The 22,260-nt window shown below is 71.7% G+C and carries 20 protein-coding genes; 8 read left to right on the top strand and 12 right to left on the bottom strand.

What is annotated here, in order from left to right; all coding sequences use genetic code 11:
- Positions 1-122 precede the first annotated feature (122 nt).
- The 3 genes from OHA72_RS34990 to OHA72_RS34980 all read left to right on the top strand — a co-directional run bounded on the left by OHA72_RS34990 (position 123) and on the right by OHA72_RS34980 (position 2,369).
- Complete coding sequence (locus OHA72_RS34990) at positions 123-1,307, top strand: sensor histidine kinase (RefSeq protein ID WP_327000322.1); 1,185 nt, start codon at positions 123-125, stop codon at positions 1,305-1,307.
- Positions 1,308-1,491: 184 nt separating this feature from the next.
- The gene (locus tag OHA72_RS34985; protein ID WP_327000321.1) at positions 1,492-1,701 is read left to right on the top strand and encodes a hypothetical protein; all 210 of its coding nucleotides are present in this window, start codon (positions 1,492-1,494) and stop codon (positions 1,699-1,701) included.
- Positions 1,680-2,369, top strand: a complete 690-nt coding sequence (locus tag OHA72_RS34980) for a response regulator transcription factor (protein ID WP_327000320.1) — start codon at positions 1,680-1,682, stop codon at positions 2,367-2,369. Before OHA72_RS34985 ends, OHA72_RS34980 begins: the two co-directional genes overlap by 22 nt.
- Before the next feature lie 10 nt (positions 2,370-2,379).
- On the opposite strand, the gene OHA72_RS34975 is transcribed toward OHA72_RS34980, so the two are convergent.
- On the bottom strand, positions 2,380-2,817 hold the full coding sequence (locus OHA72_RS34975; RefSeq protein WP_327000319.1) for a hypothetical protein: 438 nt from the start codon (positions 2,815-2,817) through the stop codon (positions 2,380-2,382).
- A 104-nt stretch (positions 2,818-2,921) separates the two neighbouring features.
- Here OHA72_RS34975 and OHA72_RS34970 point away from each other — a divergent pair, with 104 nt between their 5' ends.
- A complete protein-coding gene (locus OHA72_RS34970) occupies positions 2,922-3,212 on the top strand; it encodes a hypothetical protein (RefSeq protein WP_327000318.1) in 291 nt (96 codons plus the stop codon).
- Positions 3,209-4,606, top strand: a complete 1,398-nt coding sequence (locus OHA72_RS34965; RefSeq protein WP_327000317.1) for a matrixin family metalloprotease — start codon at positions 3,209-3,211, stop codon at positions 4,604-4,606. The genes OHA72_RS34970 and OHA72_RS34965 overlap by 4 nt, the downstream gene beginning before the upstream one ends.
- An 8-nt stretch (positions 4,607-4,614) precedes the next feature.
- Here the strand turns inward: OHA72_RS34965 and OHA72_RS34960 are convergent, their stop codons facing one another.
- The 4 genes from OHA72_RS34960 to OHA72_RS34945 are packed head-to-tail and all read right to left on the bottom strand — an operon-like array spanning position 4,615 to position 10,049.
- A complete protein-coding gene (locus OHA72_RS34960) occupies positions 4,615-6,033 on the bottom strand; it encodes a hypothetical protein (protein ID WP_327000316.1) in 1,419 nt (472 codons plus the stop codon).
- Complete coding sequence (locus tag OHA72_RS34955) at positions 6,030-7,352, bottom strand: CHAT domain-containing protein (protein ID WP_327000315.1); 1,323 nt, start codon at positions 7,350-7,352, stop codon at positions 6,030-6,032. The genes OHA72_RS34960 and OHA72_RS34955 overlap by 4 nt, the downstream gene beginning before the upstream one ends.
- On the bottom strand, positions 7,349-8,755 hold the full coding sequence (locus tag OHA72_RS34950; RefSeq protein WP_327000314.1) for a hypothetical protein: 1,407 nt from the start codon (positions 8,753-8,755) through the stop codon (positions 7,349-7,351). Before OHA72_RS34950 ends, OHA72_RS34955 begins: the two co-directional genes overlap by 4 nt.
- Before the next feature lie 7 nt (positions 8,756-8,762).
- Positions 8,763-10,049: a hypothetical protein gene (locus OHA72_RS34945; RefSeq protein WP_327000313.1), complete on the bottom strand. Its 1,287-nt coding sequence runs from the start codon at positions 10,047-10,049 to the stop codon at positions 8,763-8,765.
- A 349-nt stretch (positions 10,050-10,398) separates the two neighbouring features.
- Here OHA72_RS34945 and OHA72_RS34940 point away from each other — a divergent pair, with 349 nt between their 5' ends.
- The gene (locus OHA72_RS34940) at positions 10,399-11,547 is read left to right on the top strand and encodes a hypothetical protein (RefSeq protein ID WP_327000312.1); all 1,149 of its coding nucleotides are present in this window, start codon (positions 10,399-10,401) and stop codon (positions 11,545-11,547) included.
- 14 nt (positions 11,548-11,561) lie between these two features.
- Here OHA72_RS34940 and OHA72_RS34935 read toward each other — a convergent pair whose 3' ends face one another.
- The 3 genes from OHA72_RS34935 to OHA72_RS34925 all read right to left on the bottom strand — a co-directional run bounded on the left by OHA72_RS34935 (position 11,562) and on the right by OHA72_RS34925 (position 14,787).
- Positions 11,562-12,644 carry an epoxide hydrolase family protein gene (locus tag OHA72_RS34935; protein ID WP_327000311.1) on the bottom strand — a complete coding sequence of 361 codons (1,083 nt, stop codon included), beginning with the start codon at positions 12,642-12,644 and terminating at the stop codon, positions 11,562-11,564.
- Positions 12,645-12,724: 80 nt separating this feature from the next.
- Positions 12,725-13,183, bottom strand: a complete 459-nt coding sequence (locus tag OHA72_RS34930; protein ID WP_327000310.1) for a MarR family winged helix-turn-helix transcriptional regulator — start codon at positions 13,181-13,183, stop codon at positions 12,725-12,727.
- A gap of 131 nt (positions 13,184-13,314) precedes the next feature.
- On the bottom strand, positions 13,315-14,787 hold the full coding sequence (locus tag OHA72_RS34925) for a M28 family metallopeptidase (protein WP_327000309.1): 1,473 nt from the start codon (positions 14,785-14,787) through the stop codon (positions 13,315-13,317).
- Between the two features lie 129 nt (positions 14,788-14,916).
- Here OHA72_RS34925 and OHA72_RS34920 point away from each other — a divergent pair, with 129 nt between their 5' ends.
- Positions 14,917-16,317, top strand: a complete 1,401-nt coding sequence (locus OHA72_RS34920) for an IS30 family transposase (protein WP_327000308.1) — start codon at positions 14,917-14,919, stop codon at positions 16,315-16,317.
- A gap of 26 nt (positions 16,318-16,343) precedes the next feature.
- Here the strand turns inward: OHA72_RS34920 and OHA72_RS34915 are convergent, their stop codons facing one another.
- Both OHA72_RS34915 and OHA72_RS34910 read right to left on the bottom strand, forming a co-directional pair.
- Complete coding sequence (locus OHA72_RS34915) at positions 16,344-16,928, bottom strand: DinB family protein (protein ID WP_327000307.1); 585 nt, start codon at positions 16,926-16,928, stop codon at positions 16,344-16,346.
- An 82-nt stretch (positions 16,929-17,010) separates the two neighbouring features.
- On the bottom strand, positions 17,011-18,546 hold the full coding sequence (locus tag OHA72_RS34910; protein WP_327000306.1) for a S8 family serine peptidase: 1,536 nt from the start codon (positions 18,544-18,546) through the stop codon (positions 17,011-17,013).
- A 305-nt stretch (positions 18,547-18,851) separates the two neighbouring features.
- Between OHA72_RS34910 and OHA72_RS34905 the strand changes: the two genes are divergently transcribed.
- Entirely contained in the window at positions 18,852-20,297 is a 1,446-nt protein-coding gene (locus OHA72_RS34905) for a glycosyl hydrolase family 18 protein (protein WP_327000305.1), read from the top strand.
- A gap of 57 nt (positions 20,298-20,354) precedes the next feature.
- Here OHA72_RS34905 and OHA72_RS34900 read toward each other — a convergent pair whose 3' ends face one another.
- Both OHA72_RS34900 and OHA72_RS34895 read right to left on the bottom strand, forming a co-directional pair.
- Entirely contained in the window at positions 20,355-20,648 is a 294-nt protein-coding gene (locus OHA72_RS34900) for a helix-turn-helix domain-containing protein (RefSeq protein WP_327000304.1), read from the bottom strand.
- 181 nt (positions 20,649-20,829) lie between these two features.
- Positions 20,830-22,254 (bottom strand): MFS transporter, encoded by a 1,425-nt coding sequence (locus tag OHA72_RS34895; protein ID WP_327000303.1) that lies wholly within the window; start codon positions 22,252-22,254, stop codon positions 20,830-20,832.
- Between the last annotated feature and the right edge of the window lie 6 nt (positions 22,255-22,260).

Genomic DNA, 22,260 nt, shown 5'->3' with positions numbered 1-22,260 from the left:
GATGGATGGCCGTGCCGTCGAGCATGGCGGGCGGCGGCACCGGCGCGCACCTGCCGATGGATGTGTGCCGACCACAACTTTGGTAGGTCCCGGCGGCGGGCGGTACCTCGTACGCTGCCCACATGTCGGCACTGCTCTTCGCGCTGCTCGTGCCCGAACCGGCGGGCGACCCACGCTCCGCGCGGCGGGACCGGCTCGCCGACGCCGTCGCGGTCGGGCTGGCCGTCTGCTACGGCGCGCTGATGGTGTCGCTGGGTGACGCGACCAAGCCTGGCGCCGCGATCCCGTGGCAGCTCGACGTGGCCATCGGCACGCTGTGCGTCCTGGCGCTGCTCGGCCGGCGGCGCCGGCCGCTCGGGGTCGCGCTGGTGCTGCTGCCGTTCGGCGCGGTGTCGGTGATGGCGACCGGTGCGATCACGGTCGCGTTGTTCACGGTCGCGATCCGGCACCGCGCGACGGTCGTGCTGTGGCTCGGCGCCGCGAACCTCGCCACCAGCGCCGGGTATTTCCTGCTGCAGGACGACCCGCCGTTCCCGCTGTGGGTCGACCTGCTGGTGCGTGGCGTGGTCACCGCGGCCGCCATCGGGTGGGGGCTGTTCGTGCAGGCGCACCGGCGGCTGACGCAGTCGCTGCGTGACCATGCCGCCCGCCTGGAGGCCGAGCAGCACCTGCGGGTCGAGCAGGCGCGGCTGACCGAGCGCACCAGGATCGCCCGGGAGATGCACGACGTCCTCGCCCACCGGCTGTCGCTGATCAGCCTGCACGCCGGCGCGCTGGAGGTCCGCACCGACGCGAGCGCGGAGGAGACGGCGGTCGCCGCCGGGGCGATCCGGACCGGCGCGCACGAGGCGCTGCAGGAGCTGCGCACCGTCTTCGGGGTGCTGCGCAACGGCGCGGGGAGCCGGCCGGAGCCGCCGCAGCCGGGCCTCGGCGACCTGCCCGAGCTGCTCGGCACCGCCCGCGCCTCAGGCATGACGGTCGGCTACACCTGCCGCGTGCCGCCCGACGGCCCGGCCGTGATGCTGGGGCGCACGGTGTACCGGTTCGTCCAGGAAGGCCTCACGAACGCCCGCAAGCACGCGCCGGGCAGCGCGGTGCAGGTCCTGCTCGACGGCGCCCCCGGCGGGGAGCTGCGCGTCACGATCACCAACCCCTGCGCCGGCACGGACGGCCACGCGGCGATCCCGGGCGCGGGCCTGGGCCTCATCGGGCTGCGTGAGCGGATCGCCCTCGCCGGCGGCCGCGTCGAACACGGCGCCGACGGCGGCACGTTCCGGCTCCAGGCGTGGCTGCCATGGCCGGCATAGCGCCGGAGCGGCGGCCGATCCGGCTGGCGATTGCCGACGACCACACGCTCCGGCCCCAGGCATGGCCGCCGTGGCCGGCGCAGCGCCGGCCGATCCGGTCCGTGGCCGGCGTAGCGGCGCAGCGCCGGCCGACCCGGCTGGCGCACGTCGACGACCGCACGCTCTGGCTCCAGAGGTGGCTGCCATGGCCGGCGTAGCGCCAGAGCGGCGGCCGATCCGGGCCATGGCCGGCGTAGCGGCGCAGCAGCGGCCGACCCGGCTGGCGCACGTCGACGACGGCACGCTCCGGCCCCAGGCATGGCTGCCATGGCCGGCGCAGCAGCGGCCGATCCGGCTGACGATTGCCGACGACCACACGCTCCGGCCCCAGGCATGGTTGCCGTGGCCGGCGTAGGGGCGCAGCAGCGGCCGATCCGGCTGGCGATCGTCGACGACGACCCGCTGGTGCGGGCGGGCCTGCGCATCCTCATGGGCGGATCACCGGACATCGAGGTGGTCGCGGAGGCCGGCGACGGTGCGGAGGCGCTCACCGTCGCCGACGCCCACTGGCCCGACGTGATCCTCATGGACATCCGGATGCCCCGGCTCGACGGCCTGATCGCCACGCAACGCATCCGTTGCCGGCCGTCGCCGCCGCAGGTGATCGTGCTGACCACGTTCGACGCCGACGAGTACGTCCTGGAGGCCCTGCGCGGCGGCGCCAGCGGGTTCCTGCTGAAGGACACCCCGCCGCGCGACATCATCGCGGCGGTGCGCACGGTCGCCGCAGGCGCCGCGATCCTGTCCCCGACGGTCATCCGCCAGCTCATCGACCACGTCGCCGACCCCCTCGCCGGCCCCCGGCGGGCCAGGGCCCGTGCCCGCCTCGCCACGCTGACCGACCGCGAGCACGAGGTGGCGCTGGCCCTCGGCCGTGGCCTGTCCAACGCGGAGATCGGCGCCGCGCTCGGCATGAGCGTGCCGACCGCCAAGGGCCACGTATCGCGCCTGCTGTCCAAACTGGACCTCAACAACCGTGTCCAGGTCGCGCTGCTCGTCCATGACGCCGAGCTGTCCCGTTGAGGCCGGCGTCTCAGGCGCCGTTCGCGCGCTCGAAGATCAGGTCGAAGTCCTTGCGCCACGTGACGCCGCCGTCCTCCGACGCATCCCAGTGCCCGTCGACGCGGTCCGGGGTGACGACGCCGACGAACCGTTGGTGGAAGTCGGGGGCCTCGCGGAGCATCACCCATTGGCCGTCGGCGAAGGTCGTGCGGAACAGCCGCGACGTCGGCCGCGGGTCGTGGTAGAGCGCCAGGAGCTGACCGTCGGCGTCGCTGCGGCCGAACACGAAGTGCCACACCGGCTCGCCGTTCATCTCCGCTTCGAGCTCGACGAACGCGTCGCCGAGCCACCGGGCCGCGGCACGCCCGTACTGACGGACGTCACGGGACTCCAGGAACCATGCGTCGGTCAGCGTCAGCTTCCACTCGCCGACCAGCACGTCCAGCGCCTCGACAGCGGGATTGCGCACCACACACTCCTGACCGCTGGTCGCTTTGGTGACACTCAGTGTAGTGATCCGGGTCACAGCAGGCATGCTGGAGATGAAGACAATGCAGATGTCCGGCGGTTCCGATGGCCACGATCTCCTTCGACCGGGGGCCGTTCGCCGGCAGGGTGGAGCGCCCGGCCGGCACGGTGCGTCACGAGGTCGTCGGCGGAACGGCGGTCCGGCTGCGGTCCTTCGTCGCCGGGGACGGCTCGGCGGTGGCCGTCGCCCCCCTGCTGCGGCTCGGGACGACCGTCGTCATCCGCGGCGGGCCAGGCACCGACCCGGGGACGCCGCTGCGGGTGCTGCGCACACTGCGACCGGTGCACCGCGGTCGCCCGGACGCTGCTCTCGACCAGGGAGACGAGACGCCATGACCGAACCCACACCACGAACACGGAAGCTCGACCTCGACACCATCTCCCGGCTGTCGATGGTGCGTCCGGGTGACAGCGCCGAAGGGCTCGCCGAGGTGCAGCGTTACCTGCGCTCCTACGGCTACCTCCGGCGCGCCGACTACACGCCCGACCAGCTGGACCAGCCGACCTCCGACGCGCTGTACAAGTATCAGGAGCGGCACGGCCTGAGCTCGTCCGGGGCGTTCGACAACCCGACGCGCGAGGAGATGACGCAGAGCCGCTGCGCGATGCCCGACATGCGCAACGGGGTGGCGTTCGCGACCGCCTGTGCCTGGGACCGGCGCACGTTGACGTTCGCCTTCGACTCCGGTACCGACGACGTCCCCGGCGCCGCGGAGATCGACGCTGTGCGCGCGGCGTTCGCCACCTGGGCGGCCGCGGCGCCGCTGACCTTCACCGAGGTCTCGGTCGGCCAGAACCCCGACATCCGCATCGGCTGGCGGCCGGCGACCGACCCCGACCTCAGCATGGTGGGCGGCACGCTCGCGCACGCCGACTTCCCGCCGGGCTGCTCCGTGGTCACCAACACGCTGCCGAAGCCGGTGCACTTCGACGACAGCGAGCACACCTGGTCGGTCGGGGCGCAGCCGGGCGCCTTCGACGTCGAGACGGTGGCGCTGCACGAGATCGGGCACATCCTCGGCCTCGCCCACTCCAGCGTCCCGGGCGCGGTCATGTTCCCGACCGTGAGACCCGACTTCACGCTGCGGGCGCTGACCGCGGACGACCTGGCCGCCATCGACGCGCTGTACGCGCTGCCGTGGCGGGACATCGGGCACGCCAACAACGTCGTGGCCATGGCCGGCCTGAACGGCAAGCTGTACTGCGCCACCAGCGACAACCAGCTGTGGATGCGGGACCCGGTCGGGTGGGAGGTCGACTGGGTGGCCATCGGGCACGCAAACAACGTCGTGGCCATGGCCGGCCTGAACGGCAAGCTGTTCTGCGCCACCAGCGACAACCGGCTGTGGATCAGGGATCCGTTCCCGTGGGAGGTCGACTGGACCGACATCGGCCACGCCGCCACCGTCGTGGCCATGGCCGCCTTGAACGGCAAGCTGTTCTGCGCCACCGCCGACAGCAACCTCTGGATGCGGGACCCGTCACCGTGGGAGGTCAACTGGACCGACATCGGCCACGCGAACAACGCGGTCGGCATGGCCGGGTTGAGCGGCAAGCTGTTCTGCGCCACCGCCGACGGCAACCTCTGGATGCGGGACCCGTCACCGTGGGAGGTCGACTGGACCGACGTCGGGCACGCGAACAACGTGGTGGCCATGGACGCCGTGAACGGCAGCCTGTTCTGCGCCACCAGCGACAGCCGGCTGTGGATGCGCCCACCGGGCATCTGAAGCGGCGATCACGGCGGAAGGGCGGCTGGGCACACCGTCGGGTCGCCCAGGATCACGGTGCTCTGCCGGTCGTACGCGGTCAGCAGCGCGATCGACGCCCACTGCCGCTCCGGCGACTTCGGCCGGCTGTTGCGGTTGGTCTGCTGGGCCTCGCCGAACAGTTCCGCGGCGTGGCGGAACTGCTGCCGGAACGCCAGCCCGACCGGCTCCGGGCGACGCTGGAAGAAGCCGGTCCACAGCGCCCGGATGACGGCGGCGCTGATGATCTGCTGCGTCTCGGGGCGTTCCAGGGTCCAGTTGAACGTCGGCTCCACGTGGCCGATGAACGCCCGCGCCGGTCGCTGCGCACTCAGCAGCGCCGTCGGCAGCGGCGCGATCCGGGCGCCGAGTCCCGCGACCGCGTCGAGCACCTGCGCCACCTTCGACGTCGCGCTGACGAGGCCGGTGTACCGGGTGGTCGCGTCGCTGCCGGCCGAGCAACAGGCATGGGCGTACCAGATGGCGCCGTCGGGCTGCCAGGCCTGCAGCAGACCGGCCGGGTCGAGGATCTCCTGCTCGGCGTCGACGAGGAGTCCCAGGTCGCGGGCCATCGTCGCCGGGTCGCCGAGTGGTCCGGTGCGGCCGTGGCTCGTGGTGATCACCACGGACGGCGTGGCCGCGGCGAGCGCGCCGCTGAGGTTGCCGAGCGTCGCGGCCGCGCCGGACAGGTGCCGCAGGCCGCCGCTGGTCTGCGGGTCCTTCGAGAACCTGTCCGCCATCTGCTCGGCAACGGCCACGCGCATCAGGTCGGTGATGTCGTCGTAGTCGGTGGCCCACAGCACCGGGTTGCCCGGCTGCGCGGCAGACCCGGCCCAGTCGTCGAGCAGCGCGTCGACGTACCGCTCCAGCGCCGGTTCCGGCAGGCACAGCCGGCCGACCGCGGCGGAGAGGTTGAGCCGGCACTGCAGGTCCCACGGCAGGACCTCGGGTGAGCCGACCATGAGCAGGTAGGCGGGGCGCTGCCCGGGGCCGGTCCCGGTGCGGCCGCCGGTGATGGCGATGTCCTGCACGTCGCCGTTGCGGTACACGCGGCGCAGCAGCCCGAGCCCGTCGCCGGCCTGGTACCGCAGCACGACCGGTCCGTCGCGGCCGGCGCGGGCCTCGGCCAGCCGGCGGATCGCCGCCGGGGCATCCACGAGCCGGGCCTGGTCGGCGGCGCTGTCGCCGGTCCACGGCAGGACCACGCCCCAGCCCACGTCCGGGTGCTCCCAGGCCCGCTCGTCCGGCGGCTCCTCGGCGTGCATACTGGGCTCCGCGTCGGCGGCCTTCGCGAGCAGATCCTGGCCGAGGATCCAGGCGCGGGCGTCCGGGCCGGTCACATCACGGACGGACTCACCGGACCACGCGTTGATCGCGACCTCGGCGGCCCAGAGCGCTTCCTCGGTCATGCCGGCTCCCCCAGCTGCTCCGCCGCCAGCCGGCGCAGCTCGGCGACCGCCTCCGGCGGCGTGTCCGGCGGCAGCCGGCGCACCAGCCCGTCGAGGACGCCCGCGGTCACCCGGTCCTGCGCCGACGGGCCGCCGCGCTCGATCAGCCGCGGGATGCGGATCCGGAACGGTTCGAAGCGGGTGTACAGCACCGGCAGCGTCCACACGCCCGACGTGGTCGCGTCCTGCGCCTGCTCGACCAGCGCCGCGCGGGGCTCGATGAGCAGCCGCGCCCAGTCGATGTCCACGTCCTCGCCGCCGTCCGGCTGCCGCAGCAGCCTGATCAGCTCGGTGAGCAGCTCGCGGTAGAACACGCGCGAGAACTCGTTCGCGGCGTGCGCCTGGATCGTCTCGCGCATGCCGACCGCGGCGGGAAGCCCCGCCGCGACGAGGGAGTTCGCCAGCGAGTGCACGTCCTGGACCGCGAGCCCGCCCTCACAGCAGTTCAGCACGACCAGCCACACGCCCAGCAGCGTCCGGTGCGCGTCGAGCCCGCCGACCTCCAGCACGACCCCTGGCCCCACCGGCTGCCCGGCGGCGCGCCGCTCGAAGTCCTGCGGGGCGGCGATCTGCAGCCGGGGCTGGCCGAGGTCCGCCGCGCCGTGGCAGAAGAAGTGCAGGATGTGCGGCTCCCCCTCCCGGATGGCGGCGCGCAGGTCGACGGCGCTCTCGGGGACCAGCGCGACCGACAGGTCCCGGTCGGTCTTCGCCGCCTCCTCGATCGTGGTGTACAGGTCGTCCTCGCCGACGAACACGCGAAGCTGGACCCTGATGCGCCGCTCCCGGGCGGCACGCACGGCGGCGTACACGCCGGTCCACTCCTGCCCGGCGGGGACCCCGAGCGCCGACAGGACGGCGGTGACCCGCAAGGTGCCGGTGAACTGGGGCACGGCGCTGTCCTGGTCCCTGCCCTGATCCGCGATGCGGCCGACGGGGCGGCTGTCCAGCGCGAGGAAGTTGCCGCTGTCGTCGCAGAGCATCTCCCAGTTGAACAGCTCGGTCCGCTGGTCCTGCAGCTCGAACATCACCGTCCGGGGACCGCCGACGCGCTGCAACGCCTGCAGCACCTCAGGATTCTGGGCGAGTTCGGTCCACAGCCGCTGCCCGTACCGGCTCACCCAGCCCTTGGGCGCCGGCGGCGGCCTGCCGTTCGGCAGGTCCTGCACGACGCAGGTGAACGGCCTGGGCTGCCGGTCCTGCGGCGGGTTCGGTGCGCGCCGCAGCGTGAAGCACAGCTGCCCGTCCACGCCGGGCCCGACCGCGATGACGACCCGGCTCACGGCTGCCTCCACGGTGGCGTGCTGATGTCCAGCGGCGGGACGGTGTCCGCGGTCGCGGCGGGCGTTTCGGCGTAGCGGTCGACGACGCCCTGGATGAGTTCCAGCGCCCGGGTCACGCCGGCGGACACGTCCTCGTGCTCCGGTGACGGTTCGGTGCCCTGCCAGCGGTTGAGCTGCCATTCGTACTGCTCGACGTACCGCTGCGAGGCCGACACCCAGGTCGGGGTCGCGTCGGCCCCGGCAACCAGCGAGCGCACCTTGTCGGTGGGCTCGACCACAACGATCTGGCCGGCGGTGAGCAGTTCGTCCTTGCGCGGCTCCGCGTCGATCTGGAACGGCTGGCAGTACAGGAACACCGACGGGTCCCGGGGCGCATCGCCAGGTTCGGTGCCGGTCAGGAGCCGGTAGGCGGCGGCGAGCGCCGCGTTGCCGGGGTCGAGTCGGATCTCGTGATGCAGCAGCGTGGTCGGCCGCAGCTGCGCGAGGGAGTCCGCGGCCAGCCGCAGCCCCATCTCCGACGGGTTGCCGGGCGGTGAACTGAACGCGCAGCCCCAGGCGCCGACCTGCACCGTGAAGCGGGTCAGGCGTCCGGTCGACAGCACGCTCAGACCCTGGTTCCCGTCCGGGTTCAGCATCGCCGGGAGCACGATCGCACCCTGCCCGAGCTGCAACACGCCGGACGCGACGAAGTGCACGATGTCGATGCTGCGACCCTGCACCTCACGCCGGATCCACTCGAACCACGCGTTGCCGGTGTCCGGCCCGGCCGGGGCCTGCGCGGGGTCGTACAGCAGCACCTGACCGAATGCCACCGTAGGGGCGTGCTCAGGTGTCCGCAGCGCCTGGAACAACCGGTCGGTCGTGAACAGGTGCACCGTCGCCGGCAGCGCCGCCGCGTTGACGATCGTCTCGGCGAGCGCCGACAGGCGTCGCGCCGCGTCGGTGACCTCGCCGCCCGGGTCACCGGCGCACAGCACGACGTCGATGGTTTGCCGGGAGCGGACCGGCTCGACGATGAAGTCCGGCAGCCGCAGCACCGGCACCCCGATCTGGCGCACGAGCAGTTGTTCCCACGGGACGAGCCCGAGGTATCCGTACGGCTTGGTCAGGTGCAGCCACAGCGGCCGGCGATCCCCGCCCTCCTGCGAACGCAGTGCGTCGCCCAGCTCGCGAAGCATCCCCGGCGGCAACTGGAACGTGTAGCCGGCACCGCTGCTCTCGTCGCAGTCCAGCGTCGACGGCAGCCCCAGGTCCCCGGTCGTGACGCTCCAGGACGCCACGGTCCGCGGCTGGTGATCGCGGATGACCTGGAGGTCGAAGCGCACGGCGGGTGGCCGGCCGTCGGCGAGCAACGTCACCCTCAGCACGTTCAGGTCGTAGAACCGCGCGATGCGTTCAGCCATGGCGGCGCTACCTCGTCATCAGGTCGTAGAGCATCCACCAGCAGCTCGGGTTGCTGATGTCGCCGTGGTCGGAGATCGTGCGGTCGCAGCGCACCCCGACCACCTGCCGGCCGGCGTCGTCCAGGCCGTAGCGCTGCCCCGGGTCGAGCACGTCGACGAGCGCCGTGTCCACGCCGAGCGGGCGCGGGCCGAAGCCACCGAGCGCGGCGTACCGGCTGGGCGGCTCGTCCGCGGCGATCTCCGCCTCGCCGATGTCGCCGTCGCGGCGCAGCGCCAGGTGGAACGCCTTGGTCAGCGCCGCGTCGTGCTTGCTGAACGTGGCCAGGATCGGCTGGCCGACCCGGTCGAGCACCGAGCGGTACCCGCCCGGGCGGCCCTTGCCGTTGGCGTTGGCGGCGAAGCACAGGTGCGACACCGCCGGCTGCAGCAGCAGCGCCGAGTGAACGGGCTTGGCGAGCTGCGCCGGCGCGGCGATCGCGGACAGCATGACCTTCGCGCCGAACGAGTGCCCGGCCACGTGCACCCGGGCGTCGGACTCCAGCAGCCGCGCCAGCAGTGGCGCGACGCCACGGGCGCCGACCCGGCCGGCGCGGTCCTTCATCAGCCACACGGACGCGCCGCGGATGATCTGAGTCGGCTTCAGGAAGTCCAGCCAGCCCGCCGCGACGGGGTCGGCCGCGCCGCCCGGGTCGGCAGGCAGGTCGGTGCGGCGCCCGAAGTCCGCCGGGTCGCTGGAGCGCCGCCGGGTCGGCGGGACCCGCCACGAGGCCACGATCGCCGCCGCCGACGGGGCGTCCGGCTCGCCGGTCTCGGCGCCGTCCGTGGCGTACAGCGGCGCCAGGATCGCGGCAAGCTCCAGCGCGTCCTGCTCGGAGATCTCCTCCAGCTGCGCGAGCTCGAACAGGCGCGGCACGTCGCCGGGCGCGACGAAGCGGGACAGGCGGTGCAGCTCCTCCCACCCGGCCTCGACCGCGTCGTCGTCGGCGATGTCGGCGGCGATCTCGGGCGCCCGGTCCGCGTCGCCGACCATCAGCATGCTCGGCCAGAAGATCCCGACCAGCAGCGGCTTGAACCCTAGGCGGGCCGGCAGGTTGCGCTCGTGCCGCATCCGCACCGTGCCGTCGAAGAAGTGCTCGTAGCGCTCGGTCGCCTGCCGCCAGTTGTTGTTCCAGCCGTGGCTGAACACCACGATGTCGGTGAAGTCACCGGCCGCGACCGCGTCGAGCAGACGGTCGCGGGTCCGCGGCCCCGCGCAGTTGCCGTCCTCGTCGAACGGGATGATGTACCACGGCACGTCCGCGCCCTCAGCGGTCCGAACGACCCGGTATGGCCCGATGGGCAACTGACCGACCATGGTGCGCCCCCTTCAGCGATGGCATGCGGCCGACATCCATACCTGACGGACCGATCGTCCCCCTGCCGTCGCCTTGAGCGACACACCTCTCACGCGCACGCCCGCCGTCGATCGTCGCCGTGCCCACGCCACCCGGGCGGCGGTCAGGACCCGAACGGCCGGAGGGGCGAAGATCCTCGCCCTGATCGCCAGTTCGCCATGGGGCGAACGGCCGTATCGCGGATGCCGGGCACCGCCTCACAATCATCGGCAACAGCAGGGCCACGAAGCCGATGGTTTGGAGTCCCGCGTGAGTTCGTTCGACAGCTTCCTCGAGAAGATCCGGCACGGACTCGGCGACGCGGGCATCGCCATGTCGGCAGGGGCGTTCCGGACGCTCTTCTGGACCGTGATCGTGCTCGTCGTCGTCATCACCCTGTTCAGGACGCGCCACGCGAGCCGCGCGTTCGTCGGCAAGCAGGTGCGGGCCAAGGCATGGAAGGACACCGGCAAGGCCGCCACGTTCGTGAGCCTGCTGCTGTTCATCATCGCGTACGCCTTCTACAGCGGTAACCAGACCCGCACCTTCGTGCAGGCGACCACGGATCTGGTGCGCGATCAGCTCGCCCAGGTCACGCCGCTGGCGATCGTCACCCAGTTCGTGCTGCTGACCGCGTGCTGGGTCGTGTACGGGGCGATCATGCGGATTCCGCTGGCGCACCTCTTCCTGCCGTTCGTGATGTCGCTGTGGATGGTGTTCTTCGCGGCCGACGTCATGCTCTTCACCGTGTCGGTGGCGGCGGGGCTGCGGTCGGACTGGCTGATCGCGGTGCTGGCGCTCGCCGCGGTCGTGCCCCTGGTGTACGTCACGATCGCGCTGCGGAGCATGACCCGGCGGGCAAGCGGGGACAGCGGGGAGTCCGGGGCGCGCTCGCCCTGGCGGGTGTCCGTCCGGGACCTTGCCGTCGAGACCGGCGCGGCGATCCTGCTCAGCGCGTTCCTCGCCGGGGGCGTCCTGATCTACCTGCTGGTCCGCGACCACCCGGGCGGCCCGACCCTGGGGCTCATGCTCAAGGGCGAGCTGGTCTGCGGCTCCGTGCTGTTCCTCCTCGCGTGCATCACCTTCCGCAGCAAGGACAACCTCGCCTACTGGCAGGTCCCACCTGCCATCTTCTACTTCGTCGACCTGAGTCTCGCCCTGTCCGCCGGTGTCATCGCCCTCGGTGGCCTGGCCGACGCGAAGGTGACCCTCGGCGGCCTGCCGGTGTGGCTCATCGCCGCCGGCCCCTCGCTGCTGGTCATCGTCGCCGTCGTGCTGATCAACATCCTGCCGGAGCGGCGGGACATCGCCCGCTGGCGGGTCTGCCTCGCCGCCAGCGTGGTCGTGGGCCTGCTCGCCTGGCCGGCCAAGCTGTACCTCACCGATGCCCTCGCCCCCACGATCGGCCTGATCTTCTGACGGCTCCGCGCCGATCAGTCGATCGCGGTCAGGAAGAAGTCCCGGACGTCGCCGGCGAGCAGGTCCGGCACCTCCATCGCGGCGAAGTGGCCGCCACGGTCGAACTCCGACCAGTGCCGGATGTCGTACAGCCGCTCGGCGAGCGGTCGCACCGACTGCGTGATGTCGTGCGCGAACACCGCGACGCCGACCGGCACCTTGCACGGCGCGTTCCCGCGTGGCGTGTCGTGGTGCAGGCGCGCCGAGGACGCGGCGGTCGCGGTCAGCCAGTACAGGGAGATGTCGGTGAGCATCCGGTCGTCGCTGACCGGGGTGCGGGGGTCGGTCCACTGGGCGAAGCGCTCGGCGATCCAGGCCAGCTGGCCGACGGGTGAGTCCGTCAGTGCGTAGCCGATGGTCTGCGGGGTCGCGGCCTGCAGCGCCTGGTACGGCGGGCGGTTCGCCATCAGCTGCCGGATCTTGTCCAGCCGGGCCTCGTCCGTTTCGGACAGTGTGATCCCGGCGTCCGGGACCGGCCGGGTCGGCAGGTAGTTGACGTGCACGCCGACGACCTGCCCGGGTGCCACCGCGCCCAGCGCCGTGGAGACGCCGGAGCCGAAGTCGCCGCCCTGCGCGCCGTACCGCACGTACCCGAGGCGGCGCATGAGTTCCGCCCAGGCCCGCGCGACCCGCACGACGTCCCAGCCGCGCTCGTGCGTCGGGCCGGAGAAGCCGTACCCGGGAATCGACGGGATCACGAGGTGGAAGTCGCGCGACAGCGGCTCGATCACGTCGAGGAACTCCAGGAACGAGCCGGGCCAGCCGTGGGTGAGCACCAGCGCCAGCGCGTCCGGCTTCGCGGACCGCACGTGGACGAAGTGGATGTTCTGACCCTCGATCTCGGTGGTGAAGTGCGGCAGCTCGTTGAGCCTTGCCTCGTGCGCGCGCCAGTCGTAGCCGGTGCGCCAGTACTCGGCCAGCTCCTTGAGCCGGGCGAGCGGGAAGCCGTAGTCCCACCCGGCGTCGGCGACCTCGTTGGGCCAGCGGGTGCGGGCGAGCCGATCGGTGAGGTCGTCGAGGTCGGCCTGCGGGATGTCGATACGGAACGGCGTGATCATGACCTGCCTCCGAGGGAGCTATCGTTGGTACCCCCAACGATAGCGCAATCGTTGGCCGTGCCAACGATTCGTCGGCCACGTCACACGGCGGGCCGGGCGTGGTGCTCGACGATGCGGCCCAGCAACCCGACGAGCTGCTCGCGCTCGGCGGACGAGAGCGGGGCGCACAGGTCGTCCTGGATCTGCGCCAGCACGCCGTCCAGGTGCGCCAGGCGACGCTCCGCCTCCGCGGTGACGGTGATGATGTTCCGCCGGCGGTCGGCGGGGTCCGGGGTCCGCTCGATCAGCCCCTGCTCCGCCAGCTCGTTCAGCGCCGCGACGACATCACTGCGGTCGATCCCCGTCCGGCGGCCCAGCTCGGCCTGACTGGCCGGCCCCTCATCCGCCAGCGCCGCGAGGAGCCGGTAGTGGTAACCACGGGCGTCGGCGGCGGCGAACCGCTCGGCCACCAGTCGCTGACTGTGCACCGACGCCTGGTTGATCAGCCAGCTCGGCATGCCCTTGAGCCGCCCGGGTGGCGGTGATTCGCCCGTCCTCATGCCCGCCAGCCTACTGTTGGTGGTACCCACGAATCCGGTGACACGGGACGCCCGGACAGCAATGACGGGAGGGGCCCGGCCGCCGCATGAACTTCCGGGGACACGCGGCGGCCGGGGCGAGGGGGTAACGCTCAGCTGACCGTGACGGCCAGGTCGTCCAGGACGAAGGACGTCTGCAGGGACGAGTCCTCCGTACCGTTGAACTTCAGGGCGACGGTCTGACCCGCGAAGGCGTTCAGGCTGTAGGTCTTGGCCTGGTAACCGGAGGCCTTGTTGAGGTTCGACAGCGTGCCGAGGGTGCTCGAACCGGCGGTGACCGTGAGCTTGTCGTATGCCGTCGAGGTCGTCGTCTCGGCGGAGTCGATGTGCACGTAGAAGGTCAGGGTCGCCGAGCAGCCGGCCGGGATGGTGACCGACTGGGAGAGCGACTCGGTGTGGGTGGAGCCGTAGCCGAGCAGCCACGCGGAGTAGGTGCCGGTGCGGGCGGGCTGGCCCTGGCTGGACCACTGGCCGATGGCGCCGGTCGTGCCGGTCCATGAGGTCGCGCCGGACTCGAAGCCGGGGTTGAGCAGCTTCTGGCCGCTGCAGCCGCCCGGCGGCGTGGTGGGCGGGGTCGTCGGCGGGGTGGTCGGCGGCGTGGTGGAGCCGGACACCGACGTCTGCCAGATCGTCGCGGCGACACCGTCGGCGCTGCGGTTGAGCACGGTGGCGCTGATGTTGCCGGTCGTGTCGCAGGACTGGTGGTAGCAGGGGTCGTAGGCGCTGTTGGCGGTGCCGCCCCACTTGGCCGCCTGGGACGAGGTCTTCCTGGCGCTGGCGCCGGCGGCGTAGCCGGAGGTCGCGATGCCCACCCGCTCGAAGGAGTAGTCGTCGGAGCGGCCCGCCCCCTCGGTGTTCTCCTCCGGCTGCAGGCCGAGGGAGTCCCAGTACGCCTTCAACGGCGCGGCCGCCGTGGAGGTGATGTGGTTGATGAAGTACCCGCCGTTGGTCGAGCCGACCATGTCGAAGTTGTAGTACGCCTTGATCTGGGTGCGCTGGGTGCTGGTCAGCGCGTTGGCGTAGAAGGCCGAGCCCTGCAGGCCCTGCTCCTCACCGGCCCACCAGGCGATCCGGACGTGGCGGCTCATCGTGGGGTTCTGCTGCGCCAGGACCAGCGCGTTCTCCAGCAGCGTCGCGGAGCCCGAGCCGTTGTCGTTGATCCCCGGCCCGGCCGACACGCTGTCCAGGTGAGCGCCGAACATGGTGATCTGGTCGGACGGCCCGCCCGGCCAGTCGGCGATGAGGTTGTTCGCCCGGTACGTGCAGCTGGTGCAGGTCTGCTCGGCCACGGTGTACCCCGCCGCCTGCAGCTTGCCCTTGATGTAGGCGACGGAGGCGGTGTAGCCGGCCGTACCGCTGCGGCGGGTGCCGCCGTTGCTGGTCGCGATCGCGCCGAACTGCGACAGGTGGGCCTGCACGTTCGCGACGGCGATGTCAGGCGCCGCCGCGAGCGCGGGCGAGACGTTGGCCGGTGGCGAGGCGAGGGCCGGGATCGCCAGGCCGGCGCCGACGAGCAGGAGCGCGGCGGACGCGGTCAGTGTCAGCGCCGCTGAGCGGGTTCTCATGGATGAGCTCCTCGATCGGAGGAAGGACAGTGGCGCGAGATTCGCACACTTCAATGTCCGTCACAAGTGATCAAGGGCATACGGCGGATTCAACTGGTGGTCGCAACACCCCTTCCGGAGGGTGGAGCGATGGGTTTGGGGCCGCGGCAGAAGCAGGTTCGGGAGTATCGGGGGCAGATGCCGTCGCCGGGGCGGCCGTCGGTGGCGTGGCGTGAGGATCGGGTCACGTTCTGGGCCGCGATCGGTCGTGGTGCGGTGACCGAGGACGCGGCTGCGGCGGCGGGTGTGTCGTCTCCGGTCGGGTTTCGGTGGTTCCGGCATGCTGGCGGCGTGAATCCTGGGTTGCCTGCGACGGTGTCGGGTCGGTTCTTGTCGTTCAGCGAACGTGAGGACATCGCGCTGTTGCGGGCGCAGGGCAAGGGGGTCCGCGAGATCGCGCGCCGGCTCGGCCGTGATCCATCGACGATTTCGCGGGAGTTGCGGCGCAACGCCTCGACCCGGACCTACAACGTCGAGTACAAGGCGTCGGCCGCGCAGTGGCATGCCGAGCGCCGGGCCCGCCGTCCGAAGACCGCGAAGCTGGCCGGTGACGAGCGGCTGCGCGAATACGTCCAGCAACGACTTTCCGGCGCGGTCTGCGCGGTGGACGGCCGCCCGGTTGCCGGGCCACAAGGGGCGCATTGGAAGGGCCGCAACAAGCCCCGGCGCGGGGATCGCCGCTGGGTCACCGGATGGAGCCCGGAGCAGATCAGCAACCGGCTGAAGGTGGACTTCCCGGATGATGAGTCCATGCGCATCTCGCACGAGGCGATCTATCAAGCCTTGTTCGTTCAAGGGCGCGGGGCGTTGAAGCGTGAACTGGTCGCCTGTCTGCGAACCGGCCGCGCGCTGCGCGTGCCACGCGCACGGGCGAAGCAACGCCGCGACGGCATGGTCACTCCAGAGGTGATGATCAGCGAACGGCCGGCCGAGGCGGCCGACCGCGCCGTGCCCGGGCACTGGGAAGGCGACCTGATCATCGGGCTGGACCGGTCCGCGATCGGCACTCTGGTGGAACGCACGACCCGCTTCACGATGCTGCTGCACTTGCCCCGCATGGAAGGCTATGGAGTCGAGTCACGCGTGAAGAACGGCCCCGCACTGGCCGGCCACGGCGCCGCAGCCGTCCGCGACGCGATCGCCGCCACCATCACCACCTTGCCCGAGCAACTGCGCCGGACACTGACCTGGGACCGCGGCAAAGAACTCGCCCAGCACGCCCAACTACGCATCGACACCGGCGTCCAGGTCTACTTCGCCGACCCGCATAGTCCGTGGCAACGCGGAACGAACGAGAACACGAACGGCCTGCTGCGTCAGTACTTTCCCAAAGGCACCGACCTGGCCCGCTGGAACCGCGACGACCTCGACGCGGTAGCCGCCACTCTCAACAACCGTCCACGTAAGACACTCGAATGGAGGACACCTACCGAGGTCCTCAACGAGCTGTTAATGTCCATTCAGGACAATGGTGTTGCGACGACTGGTTGAATCCGGTTACCACCCTGGACATACCGTCAGGCGTTCGCGGCGCCCCTGTGCGCGAGCGCGGCCTGCTCGACCCGGTCCCGGTAGGCCGCCCACCACGCCGCATCGTCCTCGGGCAGGTTGGAGTTGCCGGCGCTCAGGCCGGCGGCGCCGTCGATCGTCTCCCGCACGATGTCGGCCTGCCCGGCGTGCCGGTGCGTCTCGGCGATCACGTGGACCAGGATCCGGTGCAGCGTCACGTTGCGGGTCTGCGGCCGCCACCACGGCACCACGCCGGGCGCGTCGAGCTCGAGCGCGTCGATGGTGGCGTCGGAGTGCGCCCAGATCCGTTTGTACAGCTCGACGTGGTGCTCGCGGGTCTCCTCGGCGGTGGCCCACATGTCGGCGTTGGTCTCGGCACCCTCGGCCAGGTACGGGATCGGCCCGGGGAACGGCCGGCCGAACACCAGACCGAGATACTCCGACTCGACGGCGGCGGTGTGCTTGACCAGGCCGAGCAGGTTCGTCGCGGTCGGCGTGAGCGGGCGGCGGATGTCGTACTCGCCGAGCCCGTCGAGCTTCCAGAGCAGCGCGTCGCGCCCCTCCTGCAGGTACTGCTTCAAGGTGTCCTTCACCCGTAGATCCTCCACCACCCTGACCGGCGCCGCCAAACGCATTGCGCGCCGGGCCCTGGTCGGCCCGGCGCGCCGTGCGGTCCTACTTCCAGGACGCCGTCGACCAGTCGTCGCTGGACCAGTAGTGGCCCGACCAGTAGTGCCCGGACCAGTAGTGACCCGACCAGTAGTGCCCGGCCCAGTCGGGGTCGGTCCACGTCGAGGCGCCGTTCCAGGGCTTGCCCGTCCAGGTCGCGGCCGCCCACGTCTTCGACGCCCAGGACGAGCCGGTCCAGTTGTCGCCGGCGACGCGGTAGCCCATCCAGGTGCCGCCCGACCAGGCCGTCACGGCGGCGCTGCGCTGAGCCCACGCGGTGGTGTTCAGCGGCCCCCAGACGGAGTTGTCGCCACTGAGCGCCACGTTGTCGCGCACCAGGCGGCTGGAGCCGCGGGCGTCGTCGAGCCTGCCGGTGCCGCTGGACTTGTTCCAGCCGGTCGCGTACAGGTTCTGCGAGGTGAGTGCCGCGCCGACGTTGAGCGCGCGGATGTTGCGGGTCATGGCCAGGCCGGACACGAAGCTGGCGGAGGTGCTCAGCACGGTCTTGACCTGGTCCGGGGTCAGGGTCGGGCGGGCCTGCAGCAGCAGCGCGACCGCCGCGGAGGTGACCGCCGCCGCCTGGGAGCTGCCGCTGCCGCGCAGCAGGGTCGTGCCGACCTTCGCCGACGGGTACGTCAGGTCGACGTTGGAGCCGGGGTCGGCGAGGGAGACGATCGACTCGCCGGGCGCGACGAAGTCGACGCTGCGGTTGCTGCCGCCGATCGTGGTGAACGAGGCGAAGTCGTCGTCCGTGACGCTCGCCGTGCCCTTCGTCGTGCTGGCGGCGACCGCGATGACCGCCGGGTCGCTGGCCGGGTCGCTGACGACGATGTCGCTGTTGCCCTCGTTGCCGGCCGCGGCGACGACCACGATGCCCTTCATCCAGGCCTGCTCGACCGCGAACTGGACCGGGTCGGTCCAGGAGTTCGGCGTACCGCCGGTGCCGTAGGAGATGTTGATGACCCGGATCGGGTTGGCCGGGTCGTCGTTGCGGTGCGCCACGACCCAGTCGATCGCGGCGACCATCTGCGTCACGTCGACCGCGCCGTTGGCGGTGCCGACCTTGACCGACGTCAGCTTCGCCTTCGGCGCCAGGCCGACGGTGCCGGTGCTGGGGTCGTTGCCGACGATGATGCCGGCCATGTGCGTGCCGTGCCCGTACGTGTCGAGGTAGCGCAGGTCGGGGTCCTGCGACTCGAACGACAGGTCCGGCCCGTTGACGATCTGCGCGGCCGGCAGCCCGGGGACGGGGGCGACGCCGGTGTCGATGAGCGCGACCCCGACGCCCGCACCGGTCAGCCCGGCCGCCGCGCCCGTGGACGCGTTGATGGACGCGCGGACCGCGGCGAGCGTCGTACCGCCGCTGCCGGTGCTGCTGCCGAGCCAGGCGCCGGACGCCCAGCCGGCGTCGGTGACGCTGTGGTGCGTGGGTGCCGTGGCGGCGCCGAGTCCGGCGACCGCTGCGGCCGTGGCCGTGGCCGCGACAGCGGCCAGGATCCGGCGTCCTGCCGCTGCCCGCCGCCGCAAAGCAGATCTGGGCATGGAAACTCCATTCCGGCCGCTGAACCGTTCGCGGCGCGAGATCCACAATGACTCGCCGCGGCCGTGAAATCACTGGCCGTGAGCCGGTTCCGGCCCTGCGGCCGGCGGATCCGCCCGACCACCCGACGCGATGTCAGCCGCCGCCCGTCGCACCGCACCCGGACCGCAACCGGCCGGGCACCCGGCCGGCCACCACATGCGGCCGGGTCCGCCAATATCGACCCCCGTCTTGACTGGTGGTCATTGATGTGTCTACCGTCACAGCACGCTATTAACAAAGTTTCCTAACTGTTGGTGAGGTGAACGTGAAACGATCCCTTCGCCAGGCCCTCCTGGTCGGGGCCGTCGTAACCGTCGTGGCCGGGACCGTTGCAGCCGTGCCCCTGGTGCAGGCGAACGCCGCCGCCGCGTGTGCGCCGGCGTGGAGCGCTTCGGCCATCTATGTCAAAGACAACGTCGTGTCGTACCAGACCCACAACTACACCGCGAAGTGGTGGACCACCAACGAGGTGCCGACCGCCAGCGGCCAGTGGGGCGTCTGGGCCGACAACGGCGTCTGCGGGGGCGGCACGACACCCACCACACCGCCGGTGACGAGCAACCCGCCCACCTCCAACCCGCCGACGCAGCCCGGCGGCAAGGCCGTCGTCGGCTACTTCGCCGAGTGGGGCGTCTACGCCCGCAACTACCACGTGAAGAACATCGTCACGAGCGGCTCCGCGGCGAAGCTGACCCACATCCTGTACGCGTTCGGCAACACCAGCGGCGGCAACTGCTCCATCGGTGACTCCTACGCCGACTACGACAAGGCGTACACGGCGGCCGACTCGGTCGACGGCGTCGCCGACACCTGGGACGCCGGCGCGCTGCGCGGCAACTTCAACCAGTTGCGCAAGCTCAAGCGGCTGTACCCGAACATCAAGGTGATCTGGTCGTTCGGCGGCTGGACCTGGTCCTCGGGCTTCACGCAGGCCGCGGCGAACCCGACCGGCTTCGCGAACTCCTGCTACAACCTGGTCAAGGACTCCCGCTGGGCCGACGTCTTCGACGGCATCGACATCGACTGGGAGTACCCGAACGCCTGTGGCCTCAGCTGCGACTCCAGCGGCCCGGCCAGCTACAACAACGTCATCTCCGCGCTGCGCAACAAGTTCGGGCAGAGCTTCCTGATCACCTCGGCGATCTCGGCGGACGGCTCCAACGGCGGCAAGCTCGACGCGGCCGACTACGCCTCCGGCATCTCCAAGCTCAACCTGGTCTTCCCCATGACCTACGACTACTTCGGCGCCTTCGCCCCGCAGGGACCGACGGCACCGCACTCGCCGCTGAACTCCTACACCGGCATCCCGACGCAGGGCTTCTGGTCCGACGCGGCGATCCAGAAACTCAAGAGCAAGGGTGTACCGGCCAACAAGATGCTGCTCGGCATCGGCTTCTACGGCCGGGGCTGGACCGGCGTCACCCAGACCGCACCCGGCGGCAGCGCGACCGGCGCCGCCCCCGGCACCTACGAGGCGGGCATCGAGGACTACAAGGTCCTCAAGAACAGCTGCCCGCCCACCGGCACCGTCGGCGGCACGTCGTACTCGAAGTGCGGCAGCAACTGGTGGAGCTACGACACGCCCAGCACCATCGCGGGCAAGATGACCTACGCCAAGCAGCAGGGCCTCGGCGGAGCGTTCTTCTGGGAATTCTCCGGCGACACCAGCAACGGCGAGCTCATCACCGCCATCAAGAACGGTCTCGCGTAACAGCGTGACGACGTCGAGCCGCCGCAGCCCAGGTCCCGGGCCGCGGCGGCTCGGCCGTCACTGCGGCTTCTCCAGCTCCCGGATCTGCATCCACAGCGCCCGCAACCGCTCGACCTCCCGGTCGCTGCGCCCGAACACCTCGAGCATGTCGTCGATGTGATGCCATTTCGGCGACCGCTCCCCGATCCCGTTCAGCAACCGGAACACCGTGGCCTTCGAGACGCCCACCTGTCCGGCGATGACACGGTACGAAGGCTCGCCGGCCTCCCGATGGGCCGCCATCAGCTGCTCGGCCAGCCGCGTCCGCAGCGCCCGCAGCCGCTCGACATCAGCGCCGGTCCCGTCGCCCACCGCGTCACCGAACGCCCGGTCCGGCGGCGCACACGGCCCTTTCGGGCATGACAGGCGACAATGTGACACATTGCTCCACCAATCAAGCATGCCTATGCATGCCGGATCGGTAAAGCCCTCGGCGACGGTGTTCAGGCCGGGGTGGCGGGCCTCGCCGGGCGTCCGCGGAGGCTGTCCGAGGTCAGCGGTCCGGGACGAGTGTGCGGCCCGGGCGGCGGACGTGATCGGCGGCGGCCGCGGGCAGGCGCAGCAGCGCCAGTGTGCTGAGCACGGCCACGACGGCCAGGGCCACCAGCGCCACCCGGTAGCCGAGCGGACCGTCCGTCGCGGCGGGGTGGGTCACCGCGTCGACCGCCCGGACGCAGACCGCGGCCAGGGCCACGCCGAGTCCGTTGGCGAGCTGCACGACCGTCGAGGACAGCGTGCTCGCGCCGTTCATCTGCTCCGCCGGCACGTCGGCGAACTGCAGGGTGTTGTACCCGGTGTACCCCACCGACCGGAACACCCCGCTGAGCAGGAAGACGGTGGCCATCACCGCGGCCGGGGTCTGCGGCGTGAGCAGCGCGCAGGCCACCATCGTGGCGGCCAGCCCGGCCGACGACGCCGCGATCAGGCCACGGAAGCCCAGCGCGCGCAGCAGCGGCGTCGTCACCGGCTTGATCGCGAAGTTGCCGACGAACACCCACATGACCATCAGCCCGGCCTCGACCGGGCTCCAGCCGAAGCCGTCCTGCAGCAGCAGCGGCAGCAGGAACGGCACCGAGCTCACGGCGACCCGGTACGCCACGCCACCGGTGTTGGACGCCCGGAACGTGGGCCGGGCGAAGGACCGCAGGTCCAGCAGCGGCGTCGGGTCCCGCCGGGCGCGGCGCACCGCCGACCCGAGCCCGAGCGCCGCGACCGCGAGCAGGGCGGCGGCGATCGGCAGCCGCCCGGGGTCCGCGACCAGCTCCAGCCCGATCACCAGGCCGACGACGCCGGCCATGAGCAGCAGGAAGGTCGCGACGTCCAGCCCGCCCCGGCCGCCGGGCGCGACGTCCGGGATGATCCGCCACGCGACGGCGACCAGGGCCACGCCCAGCGGCACGTTGACGAAGAAGATCCACTGCCAGCCCGCGTACTGGGTGATGACGCCGCCGAGGAACGGGGCGATCACCGGCGCGGCGAGCGCCGGCCAGGTCAGGTACGCCACGGCGCGGACCAGGTCGGACTTGGCCGTGCCCGCCAGCACGATGAAGCGGCCGACGGGCACCATCATCGCGCCGGCCACGCCCTGGACGACCCGCCCTGCCACGAGCATCGCCAGCGACTGGCTCAGCCCGCACAGGACCGAGGCCCCCACGAACCCGGCGACGGCGACGAGGAAGACCCGGCGGCCGCCGTACCGGTCGCTGAGCCACCCGCTGACCGGGATGAGCGCGGCCACCGTGACGAGGTACGCGGTCAACGCCACGCCGGCGTCGCTGGGCCGCACCCCGAGGTCCCGCCCGACCGCGGGCAGCGCCGTGGCCAGGATGGTCGCGTCGACCTGTTCGAGGAAGAATGCGGCCGCGACGGTCAACGCCACCGGCCGCGACCAGCCGCGCCCAGCGTCTGCCACGGTCACACAGGT

The sequence above is a fragment of the Dactylosporangium sp. NBC_01737 genome (genome assembly GCF_035963215.1).
GTDB lineage: Bacteria > Actinomycetota > Actinomycetes > Mycobacteriales > Micromonosporaceae > Dactylosporangium.
The sequence above is the reverse complement of the archived record's forward strand: the minus strand, read 5'-3'. Positions and strand labels throughout refer to the sequence as shown.